10 protein-coding genes are annotated in these 24,554 nt (G+C 38.1%); all 10 read left to right on the forward strand.

Features of this window, described 5'->3' with window-relative positions:
- Window positions 1-187 precede the first annotated feature (187 nt).
- Window positions 188-1,384, forward strand: coding sequence for a T9SS type A sorting domain-containing protein (locus IPM14_14700; GenBank protein ID MBK9099333.1), 1,197 nt, complete (start codon window positions 188-190; stop codon window positions 1,382-1,384).
- A 59-nt stretch (window positions 1,385-1,443) separates the two neighbouring features.
- Window positions 1,444-3,006: a T9SS type A sorting domain-containing protein gene (locus IPM14_14705; protein MBK9099334.1), complete on the forward strand. Its 1,563-nt coding sequence runs from the start codon at window positions 1,444-1,446 to the stop codon at window positions 3,004-3,006.
- A 19-nt stretch (window positions 3,007-3,025) separates the two neighbouring features.
- Entirely contained in the window at window positions 3,026-6,253 is a 3,228-nt protein-coding gene (locus IPM14_14710; GenBank protein MBK9099335.1) for a T9SS type A sorting domain-containing protein, read from the forward strand.
- Window positions 6,250-7,155, forward strand: coding sequence for a T9SS type A sorting domain-containing protein (locus tag IPM14_14715; protein ID MBK9099336.1), 906 nt, complete (start codon window positions 6,250-6,252; stop codon window positions 7,153-7,155). The genes IPM14_14710 and IPM14_14715 overlap by 4 nt, the downstream gene beginning before the upstream one ends.
- 15 nt (window positions 7,156-7,170) lie before the next feature.
- Window positions 7,171-8,646, forward strand: coding sequence for an endonuclease/exonuclease/phosphatase family protein (locus tag IPM14_14720; GenBank protein MBK9099337.1), 1,476 nt, complete (start codon window positions 7,171-7,173; stop codon window positions 8,644-8,646).
- 31 nt (window positions 8,647-8,677) lie between these two features.
- Entirely contained in the window at window positions 8,678-11,335 is a 2,658-nt protein-coding gene (locus IPM14_14725; protein ID MBK9099338.1) for an immune inhibitor A, read from the forward strand.
- A gap of 78 nt (window positions 11,336-11,413) precedes the next feature.
- The gene (locus tag IPM14_14730; GenBank protein MBK9099339.1) at window positions 11,414-14,812 is read left to right on the forward strand and encodes a S8 family serine peptidase; all 3,399 of its coding nucleotides are present in this window, start codon (window positions 11,414-11,416) and stop codon (window positions 14,810-14,812) included.
- Between the two features lie 143 nt (window positions 14,813-14,955).
- Window positions 14,956-18,684: a T9SS type A sorting domain-containing protein gene (locus IPM14_14735; GenBank protein ID MBK9099340.1), complete on the forward strand. Its 3,729-nt coding sequence runs from the start codon at window positions 14,956-14,958 to the stop codon at window positions 18,682-18,684.
- 60 nt (window positions 18,685-18,744) lie between these two features.
- Window positions 18,745-21,645 carry a M28 family peptidase gene (locus tag IPM14_14740; GenBank protein MBK9099341.1) on the forward strand — a complete coding sequence of 967 codons (2,901 nt, stop codon included), beginning with the start codon at window positions 18,745-18,747 and terminating at the stop codon, window positions 21,643-21,645.
- Window positions 21,646-21,806: 161 nt separating this feature from the next.
- On the forward strand, window positions 21,807-24,389 hold the full coding sequence (locus IPM14_14745; GenBank protein ID MBK9099342.1) for a S8 family peptidase: 2,583 nt from the start codon (window positions 21,807-21,809) through the stop codon (window positions 24,387-24,389).
- Window positions 24,390-24,554: the final 165 nt, after the last annotated feature.

Consider the following 24,554-nt stretch of genomic DNA (forward strand, 5'->3'; position numbering starts at 1 on the left):
ACCATTTGGTGGAGATGGAATCATTCTTAAAACAACTGACGGCGGCTCAAACTGGACAAAAATTTCTGCTGATACTTTACCCGGTTTGAAGGCTGTCTGCTTTACTTCATTGAATGTAGGATTTGTTGGTGGATACCAGAACTTTCTGATGAAAACAACCGATGGCGGAACTAATTGGACATTTCAAATGATCGATGACAAATTATGGTACTTCAATAACATCAAATTCTTTGATGAAAATAACGGTGTTATTGTCAGCTATCCATCTGAAGTTTATACAACTTCAGATGGCGGAGTAACCTGGGATTCAACTTTGGGAGTTAAGCGCAGCGTTGAAGATATTTGTTACGCAGATGACACAAATTTATTTCTTACAGGTGGCGATGAGAAAATTTATAAATCTACTGACAGCGGTTTGTTATGGACTGAAGTTTATGGTGGAACTATCCTGAAAGATTTCTATGGAGTGGAATTTTTAAATGCTGATTACGGATTGGTCTGTGGTGACAGCGGAAAAGTTCTTGTTACAACAGATGCCGGAGTGATCTGGGATTTGAATACAGTAAGCAGCTTAGGATTGCTCAACGATATTCATATTGTCGATCAGCAGAATTCTTTTGTTGTCGGTTCTCCTGAGCTGGTTTACAAAACTACAAATGGAGGTTCCTCCTGGTTCAGTGATTTCAGCGGAGGAAATATTACTTCTTTTTATGAGATTTTATTTACCGAAAACCAGGTTGGACTTATCTGCGGATCAGGAGGTAAATTTCTAAAAAACAATGATTACATAGTACCGGTTGAATTGACCAGCTTTGCTGCCGAAGTAGATGGAAATGAAGTTCATATAAGATGGACAACGCAGACTGAATTAAATAATTCCGGCTTTGAAATTTATCGACTGACTCACGGAACCGATTGGCAAAAAATAACTTTTGTTCCGGGATCTGGCAGCAGCACTGAACCAAAAGATTATTTTTACATTGACAGAGATGTTAAAAATGGAAATTATTTCTATCAGCTAAAACAGATTGATTATAATGGCAGATATGAATTCTCTGATGTAATTACTGTTGAAGTCTCAACTCCGGTGGAATATTCCCTTGAACAAAATTATCCAAATCCATTTAACCCGACAACATCTATTCGTTTTTCGATTCCATCTGTCATTGCGATCCGGCAATTGCCGGAGAAGCAATCTCAATTAGTCACTTTAAAAGTTTATGATATTCTCGGTAACGAATTGGCATTACTGGTAAATGAAGAAAAACCAGAAGGAATTTACAGAGTTGAATTCAACGCAGCTGGATTATCAAGTGGAATGTACTTTTATGTTTTAAAGGCTGGCAATTTCGTTGAAACTAAGAAAATGCTTCTTTTAAAATAGATGTAACTTAATATGATTTATTTAATACCATAACTATGCGGGCATATTACATTTCAATATTGTTTATTATAACTGCGTTTGTAATGCACGCACAATGGTCTACCGATCCAAACAATAATTTGATTGTTGGTTACGGATTAGACCCGCACATTTGTAGCGATAGTGCTGGCGGATGCTATTTTACTTACGATTACGAAAATATTTATTATCCGCGAAAGCTTGCTCTTGAAAGATTGGATAAATACGGTTACAAACCCTGGGGAACATTAAAACAAATACTTGGCGAGTTACCGGAACAATCACACGCAGAGATAATTGAAGACGGTGAAAGTGGAGTAATAGTAAGCTATGAAGACCGATTTGAAGATCTCCCTAACACTGAACAAAGAGTAAGGTTGCAAAGAGTTGACAGCAGTGGAAATTCTTTGTGGGGGACAACAGGAGTAAAAGTAACACTCGAAGAAATAAATCACGGAAAACAACAGCTTGTAACAGATGGCAATGGGGGAGCAGTTGTAGGCTGGGTAAATACATTTGATCAATATAAAGTTAATAGGATAAACAGTGAAGGACAAAGGGTATGGGGAGATAGTGGAATAATGCTAACTAGTGGATCCAATGAACAGCCAATAGTAATAAAAGCTGCAGATGGAAATTATTATTTACAGGCTGGAACAATTATATATCGGATAAATCAAAACGGGGAAATATTAAAACAATTCAGCAGTACTATACTCGGGCAGCCTGTACCTGATCCTGAAGGAGGAGTAGTGGTAAGCGGTTTAGTATGGACTGGAATGATACCAAAACTTGTAGCACAAAGAAAAGATTCACTCGGCAACAACCTCTGGCAAGAGCCTTATGTTGTGATTGCCGATAGTCTTTATTATATAAATCCAAGATTTAATATCCAGTGTAATGATGGTTATTATTATTATGGATGGAGCGGGACAAAGTATGGAATTGTGCAAGTTGCTCAATACCAAGCGCTAAGACAAGATGGAAGTAAATTGTTCCCACAAGGCAGCGTTCAAATAAGTAATAATGCACCAATAGGTAGACCCTATATTATTTCATCAGATTCTGGTAGAACAATTTTTGTATGGAATGATGCAACAATCACGTCTTCAACAATTGCCCAGATGTATGATACACTTGGTAATAAGTTGTGGAATGAAAATGGCATTGTAGTTTCTTATCCTGCAATAGCATATGAGAATACAACCGATGGTCAAGGTGGTTTTATAACCATTGGTCCGATAAATCAATTTACAATAATTGCGCAGCAAGTTAATAAGTATGGATACTTGGGCGAGATTATTACTTCAATTCCTCAAGAAGATCAAGAGATATTTCCCACAGAAATAATTCTATACCAAAATTACCCCAATCCCTTTAATTCAATCACGAATATTAGTTATTCAATTCCAAAAGAAGGGAGAATAAGAATTGTTCTCTACAATATTCTTGGAGAAAACCTAAAAACAATTTCGGATGAATATAAAAGTATTGGTACATACTCGATTAGCTTTAATGCCGATAATCTTCCATCTGGTGTGTACTTCTATACCCTGGAAACAGACAATCAAGTACTATCTAAAAAATTAACAATCTTAAAGTGACAAGAGAAGAAAATCCTGAATGAAAAATATTTTTATCATTAAAAATAGAATAGAATCATTAGCAGTTTTATTGTTGATAGTTTTTACTGGCATTGTTCATCCTCAGGGCGATAATCCTTTTGTCGATCGTGTCCCCCGTGAGTGGCTGGAAAATATTAATTATTCTGATAGTGAAGAGGATGTAATAACAGATAATGATGGCTATGATAATTTTAACCTCGAAGTTGATTTTGCCGAACCGCATCTTTCACAAAATCCAAATAATCCGCTGCAGTATTTCGGCGCATACAATATTAATAATGCCTGGCGTACGACCGATGGATTTAACTGGTTAAGTTCATCGCCTGTATTTGGTGTTCCTGCAGATGGCGATCCTTGCACGGCGTACGATGGTGCAGGTAATTTATATTACGAAACTATGTTCGGAGGAATTACAGGCTGTAAAGTGATGAGATCCACAAATAACGGCGCGACTTGGTCTGCTTCTGTTACAGCTATTTCCGGCAATGACAAAAACTGGATGGCTGCTGATCAGACAACAGGTCCATATGCAAATTATGTTTACACAACAATGACTCCCGGTAACTTTGCACGCTCTACAAATTTTGGTGCAAGCTGGACAACAACGGCAACTTTCTCAACACAAACATTACCCGGTATGATGGTTTGTGTCGGACCGAACGGAACTACGGACGGAGGTGCGGTGTATGTTGTCACTAATTCCGGAAGTTCTTTTGCTTCTACATATACTTTTTATGCATCGACAAACGGCGGATTAAACTTCACACAAAAATCAGCACAGAATTTTGCTAACTATGTCGGCACGGATGTTAACGGAAGAAATTCTGTTCAGAATATGAGAACGCGTCCATATCCATTCATTGCTGCTGATCAAAGTAACGGTACCTACCGGGGAAGATTTTATTGTGTTTATGCTTCCAATACTCCCTCAGGCAATGGAAACAAGCCTGATATTTTCTGCAGGTATTCAACTAACCAGGGAATAACATGGTCATCTGCAATAAGAGTTAATGATGATTTGAACACGACCGCTAATCATCAATGGCATCCATCTATCTGGTGCGATAAATCTTCCGGCAGATTGTACGTGAAGTGGATGGATACGAGAGACACTCCGACAAGCGACAGCGCTTACATTTATGCAAGCTATTCGGATGACGGCGGAGTTACGTGGGCACAAAATCAAAGAATATCAAATCAAAAAATGAAGATTAATTGTTCTACCTGCGGCGGTGGAGGAACGCCTCGTTATCAGGGTGATTATGATGCTGTCGTTTCCACAAATAATCAGGCAATGATGATGTGGACGGATTTTCGTTTCGGAGATTTTGGAAGTTATGTTGCTTACTTTCCTGATTTTGCAATGAAAGTCTCGCCATCAAATTCAACTATTGATAATAATAATGATAGTGCATTTATAAATATTGAAGTACCGAGTGTCAAGCTTTATAATTCAACAGCAATATTTTCTGCTAACATTACTCCGACTCCGCCGAGCGGTTCATTCATTATTGATTTCCCGCAGGGTAATACATTAAGTTCATTTCCTGGAAATGTTACGATGCGGATTAGGACGTCCGGGAATGTTACACTCGGAAACTACACTATCAATATTAAAGGTGAAGGTCCGAATGGAACCCCCGTTCATCGTAGGACTGCATCAATTCAGGTGGTAGTACCGGCACTGGACTTCGGTGTTGATTTAATTGTATCTGATAATTGCACAAATCAGGTCGCTCTGAAATTCGGAACTGCACCCGGAGCTACAGATTGTTTCGACCCGGGATTAGATATTGAAGCCCCACCTCCACCACCCGTAGATGCATTTGATGCAAGATTCACAAGTTGTGGCATTCCATTTTTAACGGACGTCCGAGGTACTAATCTTTCAGGTGAAAGATTCTGGAGCTTACGTTATCAACCGGCTACAGGCTGTGAGCCAGCAAATTTAAGTTGGAATGCTTCACAATTACCGTCGACAGGATATTTTCATCTCGTCGACCCGGGATCCAACAACATTGTTAATGTAAATATGAGAACTACCAATCAGTTTAATGATGTATCAGGTTTTGGAATTCTTAGGATAAAATTCAATTATCAAATTACTTCAAACTATAATATATCATCAGGCTGGAATATGATAAGTCTTCCGGTTGATGTTTCAAATAATAACTATCTTGCATTATTTCCATCCGCAATAGCGGGAACTTTATTCGGCTATTCAAATGGATATTTCTCGACTGAAACAGTTAGTAATTGTACTGGTTATTGGTTGAAATTTCCATCCTCACAAGTTGTTCCGGTCAGTGGAGCAGATAGGATTGATTGTGTCATTTCATTAAATACTGGCTGGAATATCATCGGAGGACCATATTGTAATGTTCCATTAAGCAGTGTTCAAGATCCAGGTGGTATAATAGTTACAGGCACCTTGTTTGAATATTCAGGCGGTTATATCAGTGCAAATTCCATTGATGGAACAAAAGCTTACTGGATTAAAGCAAGTAGTTCGGGAACGATAACAATAAGCTGCAATAATGTGGTGATGAAAGAGAATAATGAATTAGAAAAGATTTCAGAAGCAACAGAAGAATTTAGTCAGATAGAGATAACTGACAGAGCAAACAACAGCCAGACGTTATACCTCAACGGAAAGCTGGAAGGAAGTATCAATAAGGAAAGCTACAGTATGCCGCCGGTACCGCCTGTTGGAGCGTTTGATGTAAGACTTGAAGACGATTACAAGTTGACGGAGAATGATGAAGCAACAATAAAGATTCAGGCGAGTGAATATCCTGTGAGGATAAAGATTACAAACCTGAAGAATGGGGTAGAATATAGATTAGTAGAAATATCGAGTGGAGAGGAAGTAGGAAGTCACAGGTTAGTAGAAGGTGAAGAAATAATAATCAGCAACAAATCAGTGAATAAGCTGAGGATAGAGAAAGCAGGAGAGATACCGGAAACATATAGTTTAGAACAGAACTATCCGAACCCATTTAACCCGATGACAACGATAAAGTTTGATCTGCCAGAAGCAACAGAAGTAACGCTGACGATTTACAACACATTAGGACAGAAGGTAGATGAGATAGCAAACACAACATTGGAAGCCGGAAGATACAGCTACCAGTGGAACGCCACCGACATTGCAAGTGGTATTTATATCTATGAAATAAGAACAAACAAATTTGTTTCATCCAAGAAAATGATATTTTTAAAATGATAATTCATATAAAAAATACTCTGCTTTACACAATGGTTCTCTTTATTGTTATCTTCTTCAGCAGCATCTCTTTATGCCAGACTGAGGCACAGGTTTCAATCCCGTTTGAGATTTATGATAATGCCGGCGGACAAAAAATTCTGTACTTCGGACTGGATCAGACTGCAACGAATGGAATAGATTTCCTTCTTGGAGAAAGCGATCTTCCACCATATCCACCGACCGGTGCATTCGATGCAAGATGGATTCTTCCTGAAAATGGATTTAATGGTTCACTTAGTTCCTGGCTCGATTACAGAAATGCTCCTGGTTTTCCTTATTCAGGGACAGTCGAACACAGACTCAGATATCAGAGTATGCTCGGTGCAACGGAAATGTATTTCAAATGGAATGTGCCTCCTGAAGTCACAGGTTTGGTTCAGGATTTAATAGACGGTTCTTTCATAAGTGTTCCGATAGAAGGTCACGGTTCTTATCAGATAATGAATTTCGAAGTTTTCAATCAATTAAAATTATTTGTTTACTATAATAATGTTGTCACTGATGTTGTTGATAGTAATCCTGGTGAATATGATTTCAAACTTGAACAGAACTACCCGAATCCGTTTAATCCTTCAACAAAAATTCGTTTTGTCATTCCAGACGAAGTGAGGAATCTTAAAGATTTCTCGTCGCAAACTCCTCGAAATGATAATTCTTTCATAACACTTAAAGTTTATGATGTACTTGGAAACGAAATCGCTACTCTTGTTAACGAAGAAAAACCTGCCGGCATCTATGAAATTGAGTTTAACAGTCATTCCGGCTTGTCCGGAATCATGGAGCTACCAAGTGGAATCTATTTCTATCAACTTATGGTTAATGAATTAATTCAAACAAAAAAAATGATTTTTCTCAAATAAAATTACTGGTAATCAATGCGCTTATTAACAAAAACATTGTTCACTTTATTAATGTTCACAAGTGTTGTCTTCTCACAAAACCAGCATACAATAATGTCTTATAATGTTTTGAATCTGGTACTTACTGATACTTTAGAACGCAATCCATATTACAGAACAATATTTTCAAATGTTCAGCCGGATATTCTTGTTTGCCAGGAAATGACATCTCAGACCGGTGTGAATGGATTTTTAATAAGAGTGCTGAACAGAGTTTCATCAGGCTATGCTGCCGGAACTTTTATTAATGGAACTGATACAGACAATGCGATCTATTATAAAACCAGTTTGTTCACTTTCATAAGTAATACACCAATCGCAACAGCACTGCGCGATATTAATGAATTCAGACTTCGTCATAATGCAACCGGAGATACAATTATTATTTACTCAGTACATTTAAAAGCAGGTGATACAAGTGCTGACAGTATTCAGAGAGCAGCAGAAATTGATAATTTGCGAATCATAACAGATGCGCTGCCGCCAAATTCCAATTTTATCATACTCGGTGATTTTAACATTTATAGTTCTGCTGAATTAGCATTTCAGAAACTGCTGAACCAATCTCAATCAGGATATTTTATTGATCCATTAAATCTTGTTGGTAGTTGGAGCAACAACGGAACATTTGATTCTTACCACACACAATCAACTAGAGTCAGGAATTTAGGTGACGGCGGTGCTACTGGTGGTCTGGATGACAGGTTTGATATGATACTTATGTCCCAATCGATAATGAATGCTGGAGGAATAACATATTATCCCGGTTCATTTGTGACTTACGGAAATGATGGTAACCATTTTAATGATTCAATCAACAAACCACCAAATGCAGTTGTAAGTCAGCAGGTTGCTGATGCACTGCATTATGCATCTGACCATTTACCAGTTTATGCAACTTTTGGATTTGACAATCCGTATCTCGAGCTTTCATCGCTTACAACACTGATTGAAGGATTCTACGATGGTTCATCGATGAAGCCGGATACTGTAACAGTCGAACTTCGCAATTCAACTTCACCCTTCGCACTGGTAGATCAGGCAAAGATATTTCTTAATAGCAGCGGACAGGGTGCAGCAAGATTTTATAACATTGAGAATGGTGTTCCTTATTATATTGTCCTTAAGCATCGAAATGCAGTTGAAACATGGAGCGCCTTACCTCAAACTTTTTCAGCAAATACTTTGACTTATGATTTTACTACGACACAGAACAAAGCATTCGGTAATAACTTAAAGCTTGTTGGAACTAAGTGGTGTATATACGGCGGCGATGTAAACCAGGATGGATTTGTTGAAGCAGCCGATTTGAATCTGGTCTATACAGATAACATCTCCGGTATTACAGGATATGTTCCAACTGATTTGAACGGAGATTCATTTACGGAAATTGAAGATATAAATATCGTATTCAGAAATAATATTTCGGGAATTCAAAAGTTAAACCCTTAATAATGAACTAAGACTTTAACATAAATTAGCTATGAAAAAAATTTTTACTCTTCTTTTTGTTTTAATAACTATAATAACAATCCAGTCACAGAACTATAAGCAGGTCAAAATTTATTTAAATACTCTGGTTGATATTGAGGTACTATTAGATATAGGATTGGAAATTGATCACTTGCATTTTTCTAAAGACAATGTAATTACTGTTTATCTGAATGATAATGAATTCAGCATATTGCAGACATCAGGATTCAGATATGAAATCTTGATCGATGACTGGTATGCTTATTATAATAATCTTCCAAAATTAACAGAAGATCAAAAGTCTTCATTCATAAATCAAAGCAAAGCAGAGATGAACGTAAGCGGATTTGGTTTTGGTTCGATGGGAGGATTTTACACCCTTGCAGAAGTGATCGCAGAACTTGACAGTATGAAAGTGTTGTTTCCGAATTTGATTACTTCAAAAATATCAATTGGTAATACAATTGAAAGCAGACCAATGTATATGGTGAAAATATCTGATAATCCCGATGTTGATGAGAATGAACCTGAAGTTCTTTACACTGCGCTGCATCATGCCAGAGAACCTGAAAGTATGATGCAAATGATATACTTTATGTACTACCTGCTGGAAAACTATTCCACTGATGCATCTATACAATATCTTGTAAACAACCGGGAATTATTTTTTATACCTGTTGTAAATCCTGATGGTTATGAATACAACCGAATTACATATCCGTCCGGCGGGGGGATGTGGCGCAAGAACAGAAGAAATAACGGCGGCAGCTATGGTGTTGACTTGAACAGAAATTACGGACCATATGCTTACTGGAATGCACCAAACGGTGGTTCAAGTACAACTCCATCAAGTGATACATATCGGGGAACTGCACCATTCTCAGAGCCTGAAACTATTAACATTAAGAACTTTCTAGCAGTGAGAAAAATTAAGAACGCATTAAACTATCATACTTACGGAAACTACCTGATTTTTCCATACGGAGCATTGGAACATGAAACTCCAGATTCACTAACGTTTAGAGAATATGCCTCGGATATGACGGTCTATAATAACTATACTTATGGAACTGATTTGCAGACAGTCAATTACAGCACTCGTGGGAACAGTGATGATTATTTTTATGATGGTGATATTGTACTTAACAGCGGAAAAATATTCGCAATGACACCTGAGGTCGGAACAACAGGATTCTGGCCGTCACAATCGGAAATATTTCCTCTCGCAATCGAAAATGTTCACCCGAATTTATACTATGCATGGGTTGCCGGCGGTTTTGTTGAAATGATAAATCCGATTTACAGCAAGCAATATTTTTTACCGGGTGACAATATTTTGATGACTCCTCAATTCAGGAACAAAGGATTATCGACTGCGACCAACATTTCTATTCAGCTTACATCATTAAATACTAACGCAACGGTTCTAGTGAGTACTGCATCATTCGATTCAATTAGTTCGCGTCAAACTGCAATGGTTTTATCACCACTTTCATTTACAGTATCTTCAAATGCACAGGCTGAATCTCTTATAGAGCTGGTATTAGTTACAAGCACGAATGGTGTGCCGATGAGCAACGATACTTTAAAACTGATTGTTGGAAAGCCAACTTATGTTTTTGCTGATACAACAAACAATCCAAATACACTCTGGACAATTACCGGAACGCCGACAGCAGCACCAAAATGGGCGATAACAACCTCAACATATAATTCTCCACCTAATTCTTATACTGACAGTCCATTAGGAAACTACGCTTCCAGTTCAACTATAACCATGACACTAACCAATCCGATCAATTTAATTGGTATTTCAAATCCGCGTTTATCATTTTATACAAAATTTGATATTGAGAATAACTGGGATTATGGTCAGGTTGAGATCAGTACGAATAATGGTTCCACATGGATACCATTACAGGGTGAATATACAAATCCGGGAACGGGTACTTTCCAGCCGGTTGGTCAACCCCTTTATGATGGAACTCAAACCACCTGGGTAAAAGAAGAGATATCTCTTTCGTCCTATATAAGCAGTCAGTTCAAAATAAAATTTGAGTTAAAAACAGATGTATCTGTTGAAAAAGATGGCTGGTATGTGGATGATATAAAGATCTTCTACTACACTGTTAATTCTGTTGAATTGACAACATTCACAGCGCTGATTGAAGGATTTTATAATAGTGTATCTTCAGTGGAAGATACTGTTAGTGTTGAGCTGAGAAATATTTCATCACCGCATGCATTAATAGATCAGACTAAAATGATTCTTAATGAAAACGGACAGGGTTCAGGCAGATTTTATAATGCTGTCAACGGAATACCATATTACATAGTCCTGAAACACAGAAATGCAGTTGAAACATGGAGCGCACAACCCCAGACTTTCAGTTCAAATAGTTTAACATTTGATTTTACAACAGGACAGGATAAAGCATTTGGTAATAATCTAAAGCTGGTTGGATCCAAATGGTGCATTTATGGTGGGGACGTGAATCAGGATGGATTTGTCGGGTTGACAGACTTGAATTTAGTTTTTATAGATAACGTTAATGGAGCAACAGGATACATAGCAACAGATTTAAATGGTGATTCATACACAGAGATTGAAGATTTGAATATAGTATTTAGGAATAATGTTCTTGGAGTTGAACGAAAGAGTCCATAACGAAATATCAAAGTCAATTTTTAAAAAATAATCAATGAAAATCTATATACATCATCTTAGTAAAATATCGGGGATCCAATGAAACCAATTCTCTTATCACTTTTTTTATTAATTATACACACATCACTATCATTAAGTCAGGTAGAAGTGAGTTCAAGATTGCAGCAAGCAATAACAGAAGCTAATCCTGAAGACTATATAAAAGTATTAGTACTGCTGCGGGACCAGGTGGATGTTCTGTCAATGGATGAACAATTTTATAGGGAATCGGTCTCGAATCAACAAAGAGCTTTTATTTTAATAAATGCTCTGCAGGAAAAGGCGAGAACCACGCAAGTAAATATTTTATCTTATCTGGAAGAGAGATCAGTGCAGGGAAGAGTATTCAGGTATGAGTCTTTTTGGATAAGCAATCTTGTAGCAGTTGAAGCTAAGACGGATGTGATCAATGAATTGATGCTGCGATTAGATGTAAGTCAAATGGACCTGGATGCATTATTGGAATTAGATAAACCAGTCGAAGTAATTGAAAATGCTCCTGAAGGTACTGAATCTGTTGAAGCTGGGTTAAAAATAATTAATGCTCACTTACTTTGGGCAATGGGAATTACTGGGCAGGGAAGATTGGTTATGGGTATTGATACTGGTGTCCAGCTTCAACATCCGGCTCTGCAGTATAAATGGAGAGGGAACCATGTTCCATATAATCAGGCATGGTTCGATCCTTCAGGTGGAACCACAACACCAAATGATTGTGATTATCATGGATCTCATACGATGGGAACCATGGTTGGGAGATCAATTACAACAGCTGATACTGTGGGTGTTGCTATCAATGCTGAATGGATTGCTGCAAAAACTATTTGCTCAAGTCCACATACTTCAAACTCGATTGCCGCATTTCAGTGGGCAATCAATCCGGATGGTAATCCGGCAACTACGGACGATATGCCAGATGTGATAAGCAATAGCTGGTATGATCCTGATGTAACGAATGAATGTTCAGGAATTTATAAAACAACACTTGACGCTGTTGAAGCTGCAGGTATAGCTGTAGTATTCTCAGCAGGAAATGCTGGTCCTGGAACCTCAACTATAACAAAACCAAAAAATATAAATACAAACAGTGTAAATGTATTTTGTGTCGCTAACATAAATGGTGCATCGTGGCTAGCAGGATCAAACGATCCGATAACAAGTTCATCAAGCCGTGGTCCATCAGTTTGTGGAGGAACAGGTTCATTATTAATTAAGCCGGAAGTGTCCGCGCCGGGCACATCTGTTCGTTCCTGTAATAGTTCAGGTGGTTATACACTTGCAACCGGTACATCTATGGCAGCTCCGCATGTTGCTGGTGCTGTCGCGTTGCTAAAACAAGCGTTCCCGGGTCTTACAGGCAGGCAAATACTTGAAGCATTGTACAACACCGCAAGAGATCTTGGTACAACGGGAGAAGATAATACTTATGGAACAGGACTGATTGATGTTTATGCTGCATTTTTATCGTTGGGTACACCTGATTTAACTCCTCCTGACCCAATAGTAAATCTGACTGTAATTAATCCAACATCGAATTCACTAACACTGCAATGGACAGTTCCATATGATTCAACCGTGAATGGTATAACAGAGTATGATATTCGATATTCAACAAATCCAATAATTGATGAAACAACATTTAATAACGCAACACCTTTAAACTTCATTGGATCACCTGATACAATTGGAGCAACGGAAACATTTAGTGTAAACGGAATAATTTTTTCTACTAATTATCATTTTTCAATTAAGTCAAGTGATATGTGGGGCAACTGGTCTAATATTTCTAATCCAGCTTCAGGTACAACCTGGATAGCGCCGCAAGTCTCTGCTAACCCGTTATCGATTAATCATATTATATCACAGCAGTCAACTATTATTGATTCAATTACAATCGCTAATATAACTACTTTACCATCCACACTTGATTTTACAGTCTCATTGGAGAATAATATTTTTCCGGATGGTATTATCAACGTGAAATTAATTCCCAAATCATCAGAAGAGAATTTTTCCGAAAATGATTATGATAAGGAAAATCAGCCAGGAAATAATGGAATAAGTATTGAAGGACAGGGCGGACCAGATTTATTTGGATATAAATGGATTGACAGTAACGACCCGAATGGACCACAATATACCTGGTATAACATTACTTCTAATCCATCTGCTGTTCAAGTTTCATTTCCGAATGGTAATCTCGATGACGGATGGACCAATGCAATTCCTATCGGATTTCCTTTTAAGTTCTACGGAAATCTTTTTAATAATCTTTATTTGAGTACGAATGGATTTATCAGTTTTAATGCATTATCGTCATCTTATATTACAAACGGCATAATTCCTGCAACAGGTTTACCAAATAATATTATCGCTCCGTTTTGGGATGATCTGGATGGAAGAACGCAGGGAACAGTTCATTATTTATTGGATAATGATAAATTTTATATTCAATTCACAAACTGGCAGAAATATGATGCAACAGGCTCGTTGACGTTTCAGGTTGTTCTCTATGAGAATGGCAGGATAATGATATATTACAATAATATGAATGCAACTCTAACATCAGCGACAGTTGGGATTGAAAATGTTACAGGTTCAGATGGTCTCCAGATAGCTTACAATTCAGCATACGTATCGAATAATCTCGCTGTCAAAATTGCAGCAGATCCGGATTGGTTATCGAATAACATCAACAGCGGAAGAATTTATAACGGCAATTCGATAGATGTTGTATTAACATTCAACTCTGAAGATTATCCGCTTGGTACTTACACAATGGATGTGATGATTAACAGTAACGATCCTTTGTCGCCGGTACTCACCATTCCTGTTGAAATGCAGATAGCAAATGTTTTTGAAATTACCTCTTTCACTGCATTGCTGGAAGGATTTTACAATGGTACTACTATGATCCCTGATTCCGTGACCATTCAATTAAGAAATACTGTTTCTCCATTTTCAGTTGTGGATCAATCAAAAATTTTACTGAACAGCAGCGGAGAAGGAACAGCCCGTTTCACAAATGCATCAAACGGAATTCCTTATTATATCGTACTTCAACATCGTAATGCGGTTGAAACCTGGAGTGCACTTCCGCAAACTTTTTCTGCGAATAATTTAATTTATGATTTTACAACCGCTGCGGATAAAGCTTTCGGTAATAATCTAAAACTTGTAGGTACTAAATGGTGTATCTATGGCGGAGATGCTAATCAGGATGGTTTTGTTGAGACCGCAGATTTGAACTTGGTTTTCAATGATAATGTAACTGGTGCAACAGGATATATTAATACAGATTTAAATGGAGATGCATTTACAGAGATAGAAGATTTGAGTATTGTATTTTATAATAGTGTTCTGGGAGTGATGAGAAAAGCACCTGCAGGGTATACAACTTCTGGTAATAAAAATATTTTTCTCAAAACCAGTGAATAATGAATATAAATTTTAACATAAAATTAATACGTGTAATAAAATTTAGTTTAAAGAATTTTTTAATTTTTAATTGTGTCAATAAATATTGTTTGATCGACTTAACTAAAATTCATTAATTAATAATAATCTAATCGGAGGGCGATATGCCAAAACATATTCTTTCTTTATTTATGATAGTGATATTCTTTGCGGGGAGTTTCAATCTCTTTTCTCAGCAAAGTGAAGTAAGTGTCACGAACATAAATTTTGAGTCAACTAATTCACTTACATTTGATGTATTTGTAAAGAATACTGGCTTATCAAGTGTAATTTATAGTCACGGCAGTTTTGCTTGGACTTACGATCCAGCATTTCTCAACGGTGGAACACCGACATTTTCACTCGTTCCAGGATTTAGTGATTTTGCAGCGAGTGCTTATCCGCCTTCTGCATTGATCACGAGCCCAAATATATTGAGAACATCTTCTAACATACCGGGTTCAAATGGAGTAATCCAGGCGGGACAAAGTTTAAGACTTTATAGGTTCAGGTTACAAACCTCTGCGGCATCATTCAGCTCTGAATTTTTTAGTATCACCTGGAAAAATTCTATTACTCCTTATACCAGAATATTTAGCTGGGATAGTGGAACGGGTCTTCCTTCGGAAATTCAAAATGTTGGACTTTCAGTTTTAGAATTAATGCTCGACGAAAACTTTGATTATGGAACCGTGGCTAATCCGGATTTGTTAGCTGTGACCACAAATTGGGTAAGACATAGTGGTACACAAGGACCGGCTTACATTACAACAAGTTTATCGTATCCATCGTATTTTTCTTCCGGAATTGGGGGCTCAGTTACTTTTACTAATGGTGGAAGTGGAGTCAATGATGGTGATGTAAATCGTTCACTGCCAACGCCTGTAGCAACTGATAATAATGTTTATTCATCATTTTTATTAAACTTAACCTCCGCACTTCCAACCGCTGACTATTTTTTCCATGTTGGACCGAGTCCAATTGGTACTACGTTCAGAGGAAGAGTTTTTGCGCGAAGCAACGGTGCCGGATGGAGTCTTGGACTTTCTAAATCCACTGAAACCCGTATTGATGATAATACGGTATTGAATTTCAATCAAACATATTTAGTAGTATTAAAATATTCGTATAGTACAGCACTAGCGAATGATGATTTAGTTACACTTTATTTATATGATACTGGTTATCCGACGACTGAACCTGGTTTACCATTGGTCACTATTGGACCGACCGGTTCAGGAACAGCATCAGATCCTGCAAATATCGGAATAATAGCTATTCGGCAAGGAACCAATACACCAACCGGCAATATTGATGGAATCAGAGTTGCAACAAGTTGGTCTGAAATATTCCCGGTTGCAGGTACTCCGTTAATAAGTGTAAGTCCAACAACTTTATCAGGATTCACTTATTTTGAAGGGGCAGGTCCTTCACCGTCACAAAGCTATAATCTTAGCGGCAGCAGCTTAACTCCTGCGTCAGGTAACATCACAGTTAATGGTTCAACTAATTACGAAGTATCATTAAATAATACCACTTTTTCTGGAAGCGTCAATGTACCTTATTCCGGTGGGACTTTAGCAGCAACACCTGTCTATGTAAGATTAAAAGCCGGATTACTTGGTGGAACTTACAATGGGGAATTGATAGCGAATGCTGGTGGCGGTGCAACAACTCAAAATGTAAATTGCAATGGCTTTGTTGTCAAGTCTGAACCTACAAATCATGTGACAAATTTTTCGGGTGTGCTTGGAATTCCATCTTACTATTCTATTATTTTGAATTGGATAGATGCTGCTGGTGGAACAACACCAGATGGATATTTGATCAAGGGAAGCTCGTTCAATTATGATTCAATTAAAGTTCCGATTGATGGGATACCAGAGAATAATTCACTTTTTGTTCAGAATGTTCTTCAAGGAGTTCAAACTAAAACTTTTGGATTCAATTCAGCAACAACCTATTACTTTAAGATTTTCCCTTACTCGAACTCTGGCGCAAATATAAATTATAAAATTGATGGAACTATTCCTCAATTTAGCATAGCTACTAATAATGCACCATCATTACCACTAACAGAAAATTTTGAGTATGTAACAGGTAGTTTTCTTACCGATAATGGATGGCTTGCACACAGTGGTGTTGGAACAAATCCAATTCCTGTTAATGATTCTCCATTATCATATTCGGGATATATTAATTCAGGATTAGGTAAATCAGTTGCAATGACCACAACAGGTGAAGATGATAATAGGGCATTTAATAGCGTTACCTCAGGAAGTGTGTATGCTTCCTTTATGGTGAATTTTTCTTCGGCACAAGCTAACGGTGATTATTTCTTCCACATGGGTCCTGAAAACACTACTTCATTATTTTATGCAAAAGTATTTGTAAAGAAAAATGCAGGTGACAGTCTTGCGATCGGTGTAGCTAAAAGAAATAATACAGATGTTGTTTACACACCATTCAGCTATGCTTTAAACACAACATACTTAATTGCGGTTAAGTACACGTTTAATGCCGGAACAACTACAGATGATGAAGTTAAATTGTGGGTAAATCCTGTACTGGATGGAATTGAACCTGCTGCAACATTAACGCAGACAGATTTGGGTGAGGATGCATTGAGTTTGGGAATGTTAGCTCTCAGACAGGGAGGTACAACTACTGCCGCAGTTTTAACACTTGGAGGTATAAGAATTGCAAATACGTGGATACCGGGCTCCGGATTAACCACCTTCCAGCTATCAGTAAACTTACTCAATGGCTGGAATATGGTATCGATACCTGGATTGCATCCAGTAGATCAGAATGTAGGTACGTGGTGGGCATATAGAGTAGCAGGCTCACAGGTATTCAAGTATCAAGGTGGATACACTCAAGTAGCAACAGCAATCCCGGGAGAGGGATACTGGATGAAACAAGATGGAGCGAGACTGTATAACACAGGAGACGAATGGCCATCAGGAGGAATACAGATAGTAGCACACGCACCACTAGCAGGAAATTCAGGCTGGAATATGATAGGTGGATATGAGCTAAGTGTAACAGCAGCCAACGTAACCACAGTTCCAGGTGGATTACAGACTGGTTCAATCTTCAAGTATTCAGGTGGATATCAGGTAGCCACGACAATAGATCCGGGATATGGATACTGGATAAAGTTGACAGGCGCGGGACAGATAATCATACCGGAGACTATGGCAAAGGAAAGCAGGCCAGTAGAATACTTTGCCGAGGACTGGGGAAGAATAATACTGACAGATGCAGCAGGAGTAAGCTACACATTGTATGCAGTAAAGGGAGAAGTAGACCTAAGTCAGTATGAACTACCACCGGCACCGCCGGCAGGAATGTATGATTTCAGGTTCACGAGTGGAAGGATAGCAGAAGACATAAACAGTTCAGTGAAAACGATTGATATGAATGGAATAACATATCCATTAACAGTAAGAGTAGAAGGAATGGATATCAGATTGATGGATGAAAGCGGAAAGATGTTGAACACAAATCTGAAATCAGGAGAAGATGTAGTGATCAGTGATGCAACGATACAGAAGCTGAAGGTAAGCGGAGAGTTGCTGCCGACAGTATATTCATTGGAGCAGAACTATCCGAACCCATTCAACCCAAGCACAGTGATAGAGTTCTCATTGCCGGAAGATGTGGCAAGTGTAAAACTCTCGATCTACAACGCATTGGGCGAAAAGGTAGCAGAGTTGGTTAACACATCACTGCAGGCAGGAAGATATCAATACCAGTGGAATGCAGGAAGTGTCGCAACCGGAATGTATGTCTATGAATTAAGAACGGATAATTTCGTTTCAGTTAAAAAGATGGTGTTAGTAAAATAGTATCATAAATTATATAGCCCTGCCCCATAAGCAGGGCTTCAATTTTACGGGGTAAACATTATGAGACAAAAAATAGTTTTCTTTGTTTTTTTTCTGGTTATTTCTTCAAATCTTTTTCCTCAATCACCTGTCGTGCAACAGATATTAAATGCTTCGATACAGGATTCACTGGTGAAATTTGTTCGTGAACTTTCCGGGAATACCCCAACAATAATTAATGGAACTCCACAAACAATTTTATCAAGACATAAACTTCAACCAGGGAATGCACTTGCAGAAACGTATATTAAGCAAAAGCTGCAATCATACGGGATGACAACTACGATACAGTCATTTAGCACTACAGGTAAAAACGTTTTGGGAGTACAGAGCGGAACAGAGTTTCCAAATCAAAAATATATTATCTGTGCGCACTATGATGATATGCCTTCCGGGACAACAGCGCCTGGTGCTGACGACAACGCCAGCGGAACTGCTGCAGTAATTGAAGCCGCAAGAATTTTTTCTCAGTACGATTTTCCCTTTACAATTATCTACGCTTTATGGGATGAAGAAGAGCAGGGATTGATTGGAAGTGAGTATTACGCCACTCAGGCACAGAATGCAGGAGATTCAATTCTTGGTGTGGTAAATATGGATATGATTGGCTACGATGGTAATGGTGATGGTAATGCTGATGTTCACAATAGCTCCGTAGCAAACACTGGCAAAATAAAGGACCAAATGCTTGAAGCAAATATTCTTTATGAAATTAATCTGGATCTCGATGTGGTTCCGGCTGAACCATATAGTGATCATCAATCATTTTTAGATCATGGTTACGGTGCAATTCTGCTTATTGAAGATGATAATGATTTTCATCCTAATTATCATACTGTAAATGATCTTATCCAGTATATAAATCAACCCTATCTTTTCAAGATGGCAAAATTGTCATTTGCAACACTTGCATCATTTGCACTAAACTTAAATATGGATATTATTCATACTCCGATTGCATCAACTTCACAATCAACTCCAATAATAACAACAGCATTAATAGAAACCCCATTGCAAATTGGTAGTGGAAATCTAGCGCCAAGAATTTATTACAGAACAAAAATTAGCGGCGGAACTTTTGGTCCTTTTACGGATGTTACGGGAGTTCCGACTGAAAGCGGTAATTACAATTTTACTATTCCTTCATTATCACTCGGAACAATAGTTCAATATTATCTGGCCGCACAGGATGCAAACTCAAATATAGTTAAAACTCTTCCTGCCGGAGGAAGTGGGTTCAATCCGCCGGGAAGTACACCTCCGCTAAATTTCTTCCAGTTCTATGTTGCTTCGCAAGTGGTTGCATTATATGATGAAGCAAATAATATTAATAACTGGACTTCAACTAGCGGATGGAATATCACGTCAGCTAAATATGTTTCTCCACCGACTTCCTTCACAGATTCACCAAGTGGAAGTTATTCAAACAATGTCACTTCGTCATTGAAATATAATAGCCAGATAGATCTTACGGATGTTCTTGGTGCTACACTTGAATTCGATACTCAATGGAATATTGAAACAGATTGGGATTATGGTCAGATCCAAATATCAACTAATAATGGTTCAACCTGGACAGCACTTCAAGGATTGTACACGAATCCGGGAGTTGGTTCATTTCAGCCAAATGGTCAACCACTTTATGATGGTTCGCAGCTGAGCTGGGTTCATGAGACAATTGATATTTCAAACTATGTTAATCAGAATATTACCATAAGATTTTATTTCAGATCAGATGGATCGCTGACGTTCGATGGATGGTATGTTGATAATATTAAAATTACAACATATGAAGCTACGTCTACATTCCAGTTATCAGTAAATGTAAACGATGGTTGGAATATGGTATCAATACCTGGATTACATTCAATAGATCAGAATGTGAATACTTGGTGGGCATTCAGAGATCCAGGTGCAAACGTATTTAAGTATGCAGGAGGATATCAACCCATAACGGAAGTAACACCAAGCACAGGTTACTGGATGAAACATTTAGGTAATAGAACCTATAATACTGGTGATGAATGGCCGTCAGGCGGAATACAGATAGTTGCTCACGATCCTATAGCAGGAGCCAGTGGATGGAACATGTTTGGCGGATATGAGATAGCAGCTACTGCAGCTAATGTAACAACGAATCCTCCGGGGTTGCAGAGCGGACCGATATACAAATACGCTGGCGGATATTCAGTAGCAGCAACACTGGAGCCGGGCTATGGCTACTGGATAAAATTGACAGCAGCAGGACAGATAATAATTCCTGAGACATTAGCAAAAGACGGAAAGCCAGTAAAATACTTTGCAGAAGATTGGGGAAAAATAACCCTGACAGATGCAACTGGAGTAAACTACACGTTGTATGCAGTAAAGGGTGAAGTTGACTTAAGTAAGTATGATTTACCACCGGCACCACCGGCAGGAATGTTTGACATCAGATACGAGAGTGGAAGGATAGCAGAAGATATCAACAGTTCGATAAAGACGATAGATATGAGTGGAGTAACATATCCATTGACAGTAAGAGTAGAAGGAATGGATATCAGATTGATGGATGAAAGCGGAAAGATGATCAACACAAACCTGAAATCAGGTGAAGATGTAGTGATCAGTGACGCAACATTACAGAAGCTGATGGTAAGCGGCGAGATGTTACCAACAATATATTCACTTGAACAGAACTATCCTAACCCATTCAACCCAAGCACGGTGATAGAGTTCTCATTGCCAGAAGATGTGACAAATGTGAAGTTATCTATTTACAACGCATTGGGAGAAAAGATAGCAGAACTGGTTAACACAACACTTCAGGCTGGAAAATATCAGTATCAGTGGAATGCAGGAAGTGTAGCAACCGGAATGTATATCTATGAATTGAGAACAGATAATTTCGTATCAGTTAAAAAGATGTTGCTAATGAAATAAATCCAAATAAAGCTTTCAACAACCCCTGCAAGTTTAATAAGCGGGGGTTTTTTATTATTAAATTAAGAGCGATTTATTTCCTCAGTAAAATTCTTTATGTTTTAAAAGTAAAATAAATCACAGCTTAAAAATCTGATTATCATAAATATTGGAGCCTCATAATGCAAAAAATTGTTGTATTGTTTTTGTTGTTGTTTTCTTTTTCAAATGTCGTTGTGCAGGCACAAATCAATAAATTTTCTAAGGCACTTGAATTAAAATTGAGTGAATCGTCTTCGAGTGAAGAAATTCTAATCTGGGTTTATTTCAATGATAAGGGACCAGAAAATAATTTTTATTTCAACAATCCGGCACTAGTTGTAAGTCAAAAATCATTAAACAGAAGGACAAAAGTTTTCGGCAATTCTAATCTACTAACAATTAGGGATCTTCCTGTAAATCAGAATTATATCTCTCAAGTTAGATCAAATGGCTTCAAAGTCAGGTGGACTTCAAAATGGTTAAATGCAGTTAGCGGTAAAGCAAACAAGTATCAATTGGAAGAGATTGCATCATTACCTTTCATTAAAAAAATGGACATAGTTTATAGTTTAAAAAGTGGAAACAAACCAGAGCAGGATTTTGATAACTCCCCTGAAATTCAAACGAAATTAATACAACCGGAAGGAATACATAGCTACGATTATGGAAACTCATATTCACAACTTCAACAAATAAATGTTCCAGCGGTTCACGATTCTGGGTATACAGGACAAGGAGTAACTATTTGTGTAATGGATGCTGGATTTAATCGTCTGAGTCACGATGCATTTTTATCAATGAATATAATTGCAGCCTGGGATTTTGTTAATAACGATCCGAATGTCGGTGACCAGAATGATATGGGAGAAGGTTCACATGGAACAATGACACTTTCGAATATTGGAGGATTTGCACCAGGACAATTAATAGGACCCGCTTTCAATGCAGATTATATTTTAGCTAAAACAGAAAATACTGAGAGCGAAACTCCTATAGAAGAAGATCACTGGATTGCAGCAATGGAATGGGCTGACAGCATTGGAGTAGATGTTACTTCAACCTCTCTGGGATATATTGGTTTTGATCCTCCGTATACAAGTTATACCTGGATGGATATGGATGGAAATACAACCGTCATTACTAATGGTGCCGATTATGCTGCATATATAGGGATTGTTGTGGTTAACTCTGCGGGAAACGAAGGATATAATTCTTCTCATAATACACTTGGCGCACCAGCCGATGGTGATAGCGTGATAACTGCCGGGGCAGTAACTTCTACAGGAAGCAGATCATCGTTCAGCAGTGTTGGACCAACGGTAGATGGAAGAATCAAACCTGATATAATGGCTCGTGGATCAAGTAATGTAGTTGCTTCTCCTTATGGTGATCATTCCTATACAACAGCAAGTGGAACTTCTTTCAGTTGTCCGTTATCAGCCGGTGTTGCTGCGTTAATATTATGTGCTAATCCTAATCTGACTCCTATGCAGGTCAGGGAAGCTATGAGAAATACTGCCTCTAAGAGTAGCAATCCTGATAATCTTTATGGATGGGGAATCCTGAATGCTTTGAATGCAATAAATTATTTTCCACCTCCTCCGGCAACTTTTCAAGGTTCAGTTGAAATTGAGAATGGTTGGAATATGGTTTCAATTCCAGGATTGTATCCAACCGATCAGAACGTAAATACCTGGTGGGCGTTCAGAGATCCGGGTGCAAACGTATTCAGATATGCAGGCGGATATCAATCAGTAACAGATGCAGTACCTGGAATTGGATATTGGATGAAACACGCAGGTGCCAGAACCTATAATACAGGAGATGAATGGCCGGCAGGCGGAATACAGATAGTAGCACACGATCCGATAGCAGGAGCCAGCGGATGGAATCTGTTCGGTGGTTATGAAATAGCAGCAACAGCAGGTATTGTAACTACAAATCCTCCGGGATTACAGAGTGGACCGATCTATGCATACTCAGGCGGATACCAGGTAGCTACAACACTCAATCCTGGTTATGGTTACTGGATAAAGCTGACAGGTGCAGGACAAATTATCATACCAGAGACAATGGCAAAAGGATCAGTGACAGAATATTTTCCTGAAAATTGGGGAAGAATAAAAATCTCTGACGCAACAGGTACAAACTACACACTATATTCTGTTAAAGGTAAGGTTGATCTGAGCCAATATGATTTACCACCGGCACCACCGGCAGGAATGTTTGACATCAGATACGAAAGCGGAAGGATAGCAGAAGATATCAACAGTTCGATAAAGGCGATAGATATGAGCGGAGTAGTATATCCATTAACAGTAAGAGTAGAAGGAATGGATATCAGGCTGATGGATGAAAGCGGAAAGATGTTGAACACAAACCTGAAGTCAGGTGAGGATGTAGTGATCAGTAACGCAACAATACAGAAACTGATGGTAAGCGGAGAGATGTTACCAACTGTCTACTCATTGGAGCAGAACTATCCGAACCCATTCAACCCAAGCACAGTGATAGAGTTCTCATTGCCGGAAGATGTGGCAAATGTGAAGCTCTCTGTTTACAATGCATTGGGAGAAAAGGTAGCAGAACTGGTTAACACATCATTGACAGCTGGAAGATATCAATACCAGTGGAATGCAAAGGATGTCGCAACCGGAATGTATATTTACAAATTGAGAACTGATAAGTTTTTATCAGTTAAAAAGATGTTGCTGTTGAAGTAAGTAAAAATATTTTTCACATTATTAAATCCCCTGTCAAATAAAATACAGCTAGGGTTTTATTTACAAACTACAAATCGATTTGTATCTGGTAAAAAATAATTCTAAGCAATTCTCTTCTCAAATTGCTGATTATTCATTTTATTTATTTAATTTTCATATGGGGAA

The sequence above is a fragment of the bacterium genome, assembly GCA_016716565.1.
Classification (GTDB): Bacteria; Bacteroidota; Ignavibacteria; order Ignavibacteriales; family Ignavibacteriaceae; genus IGN2.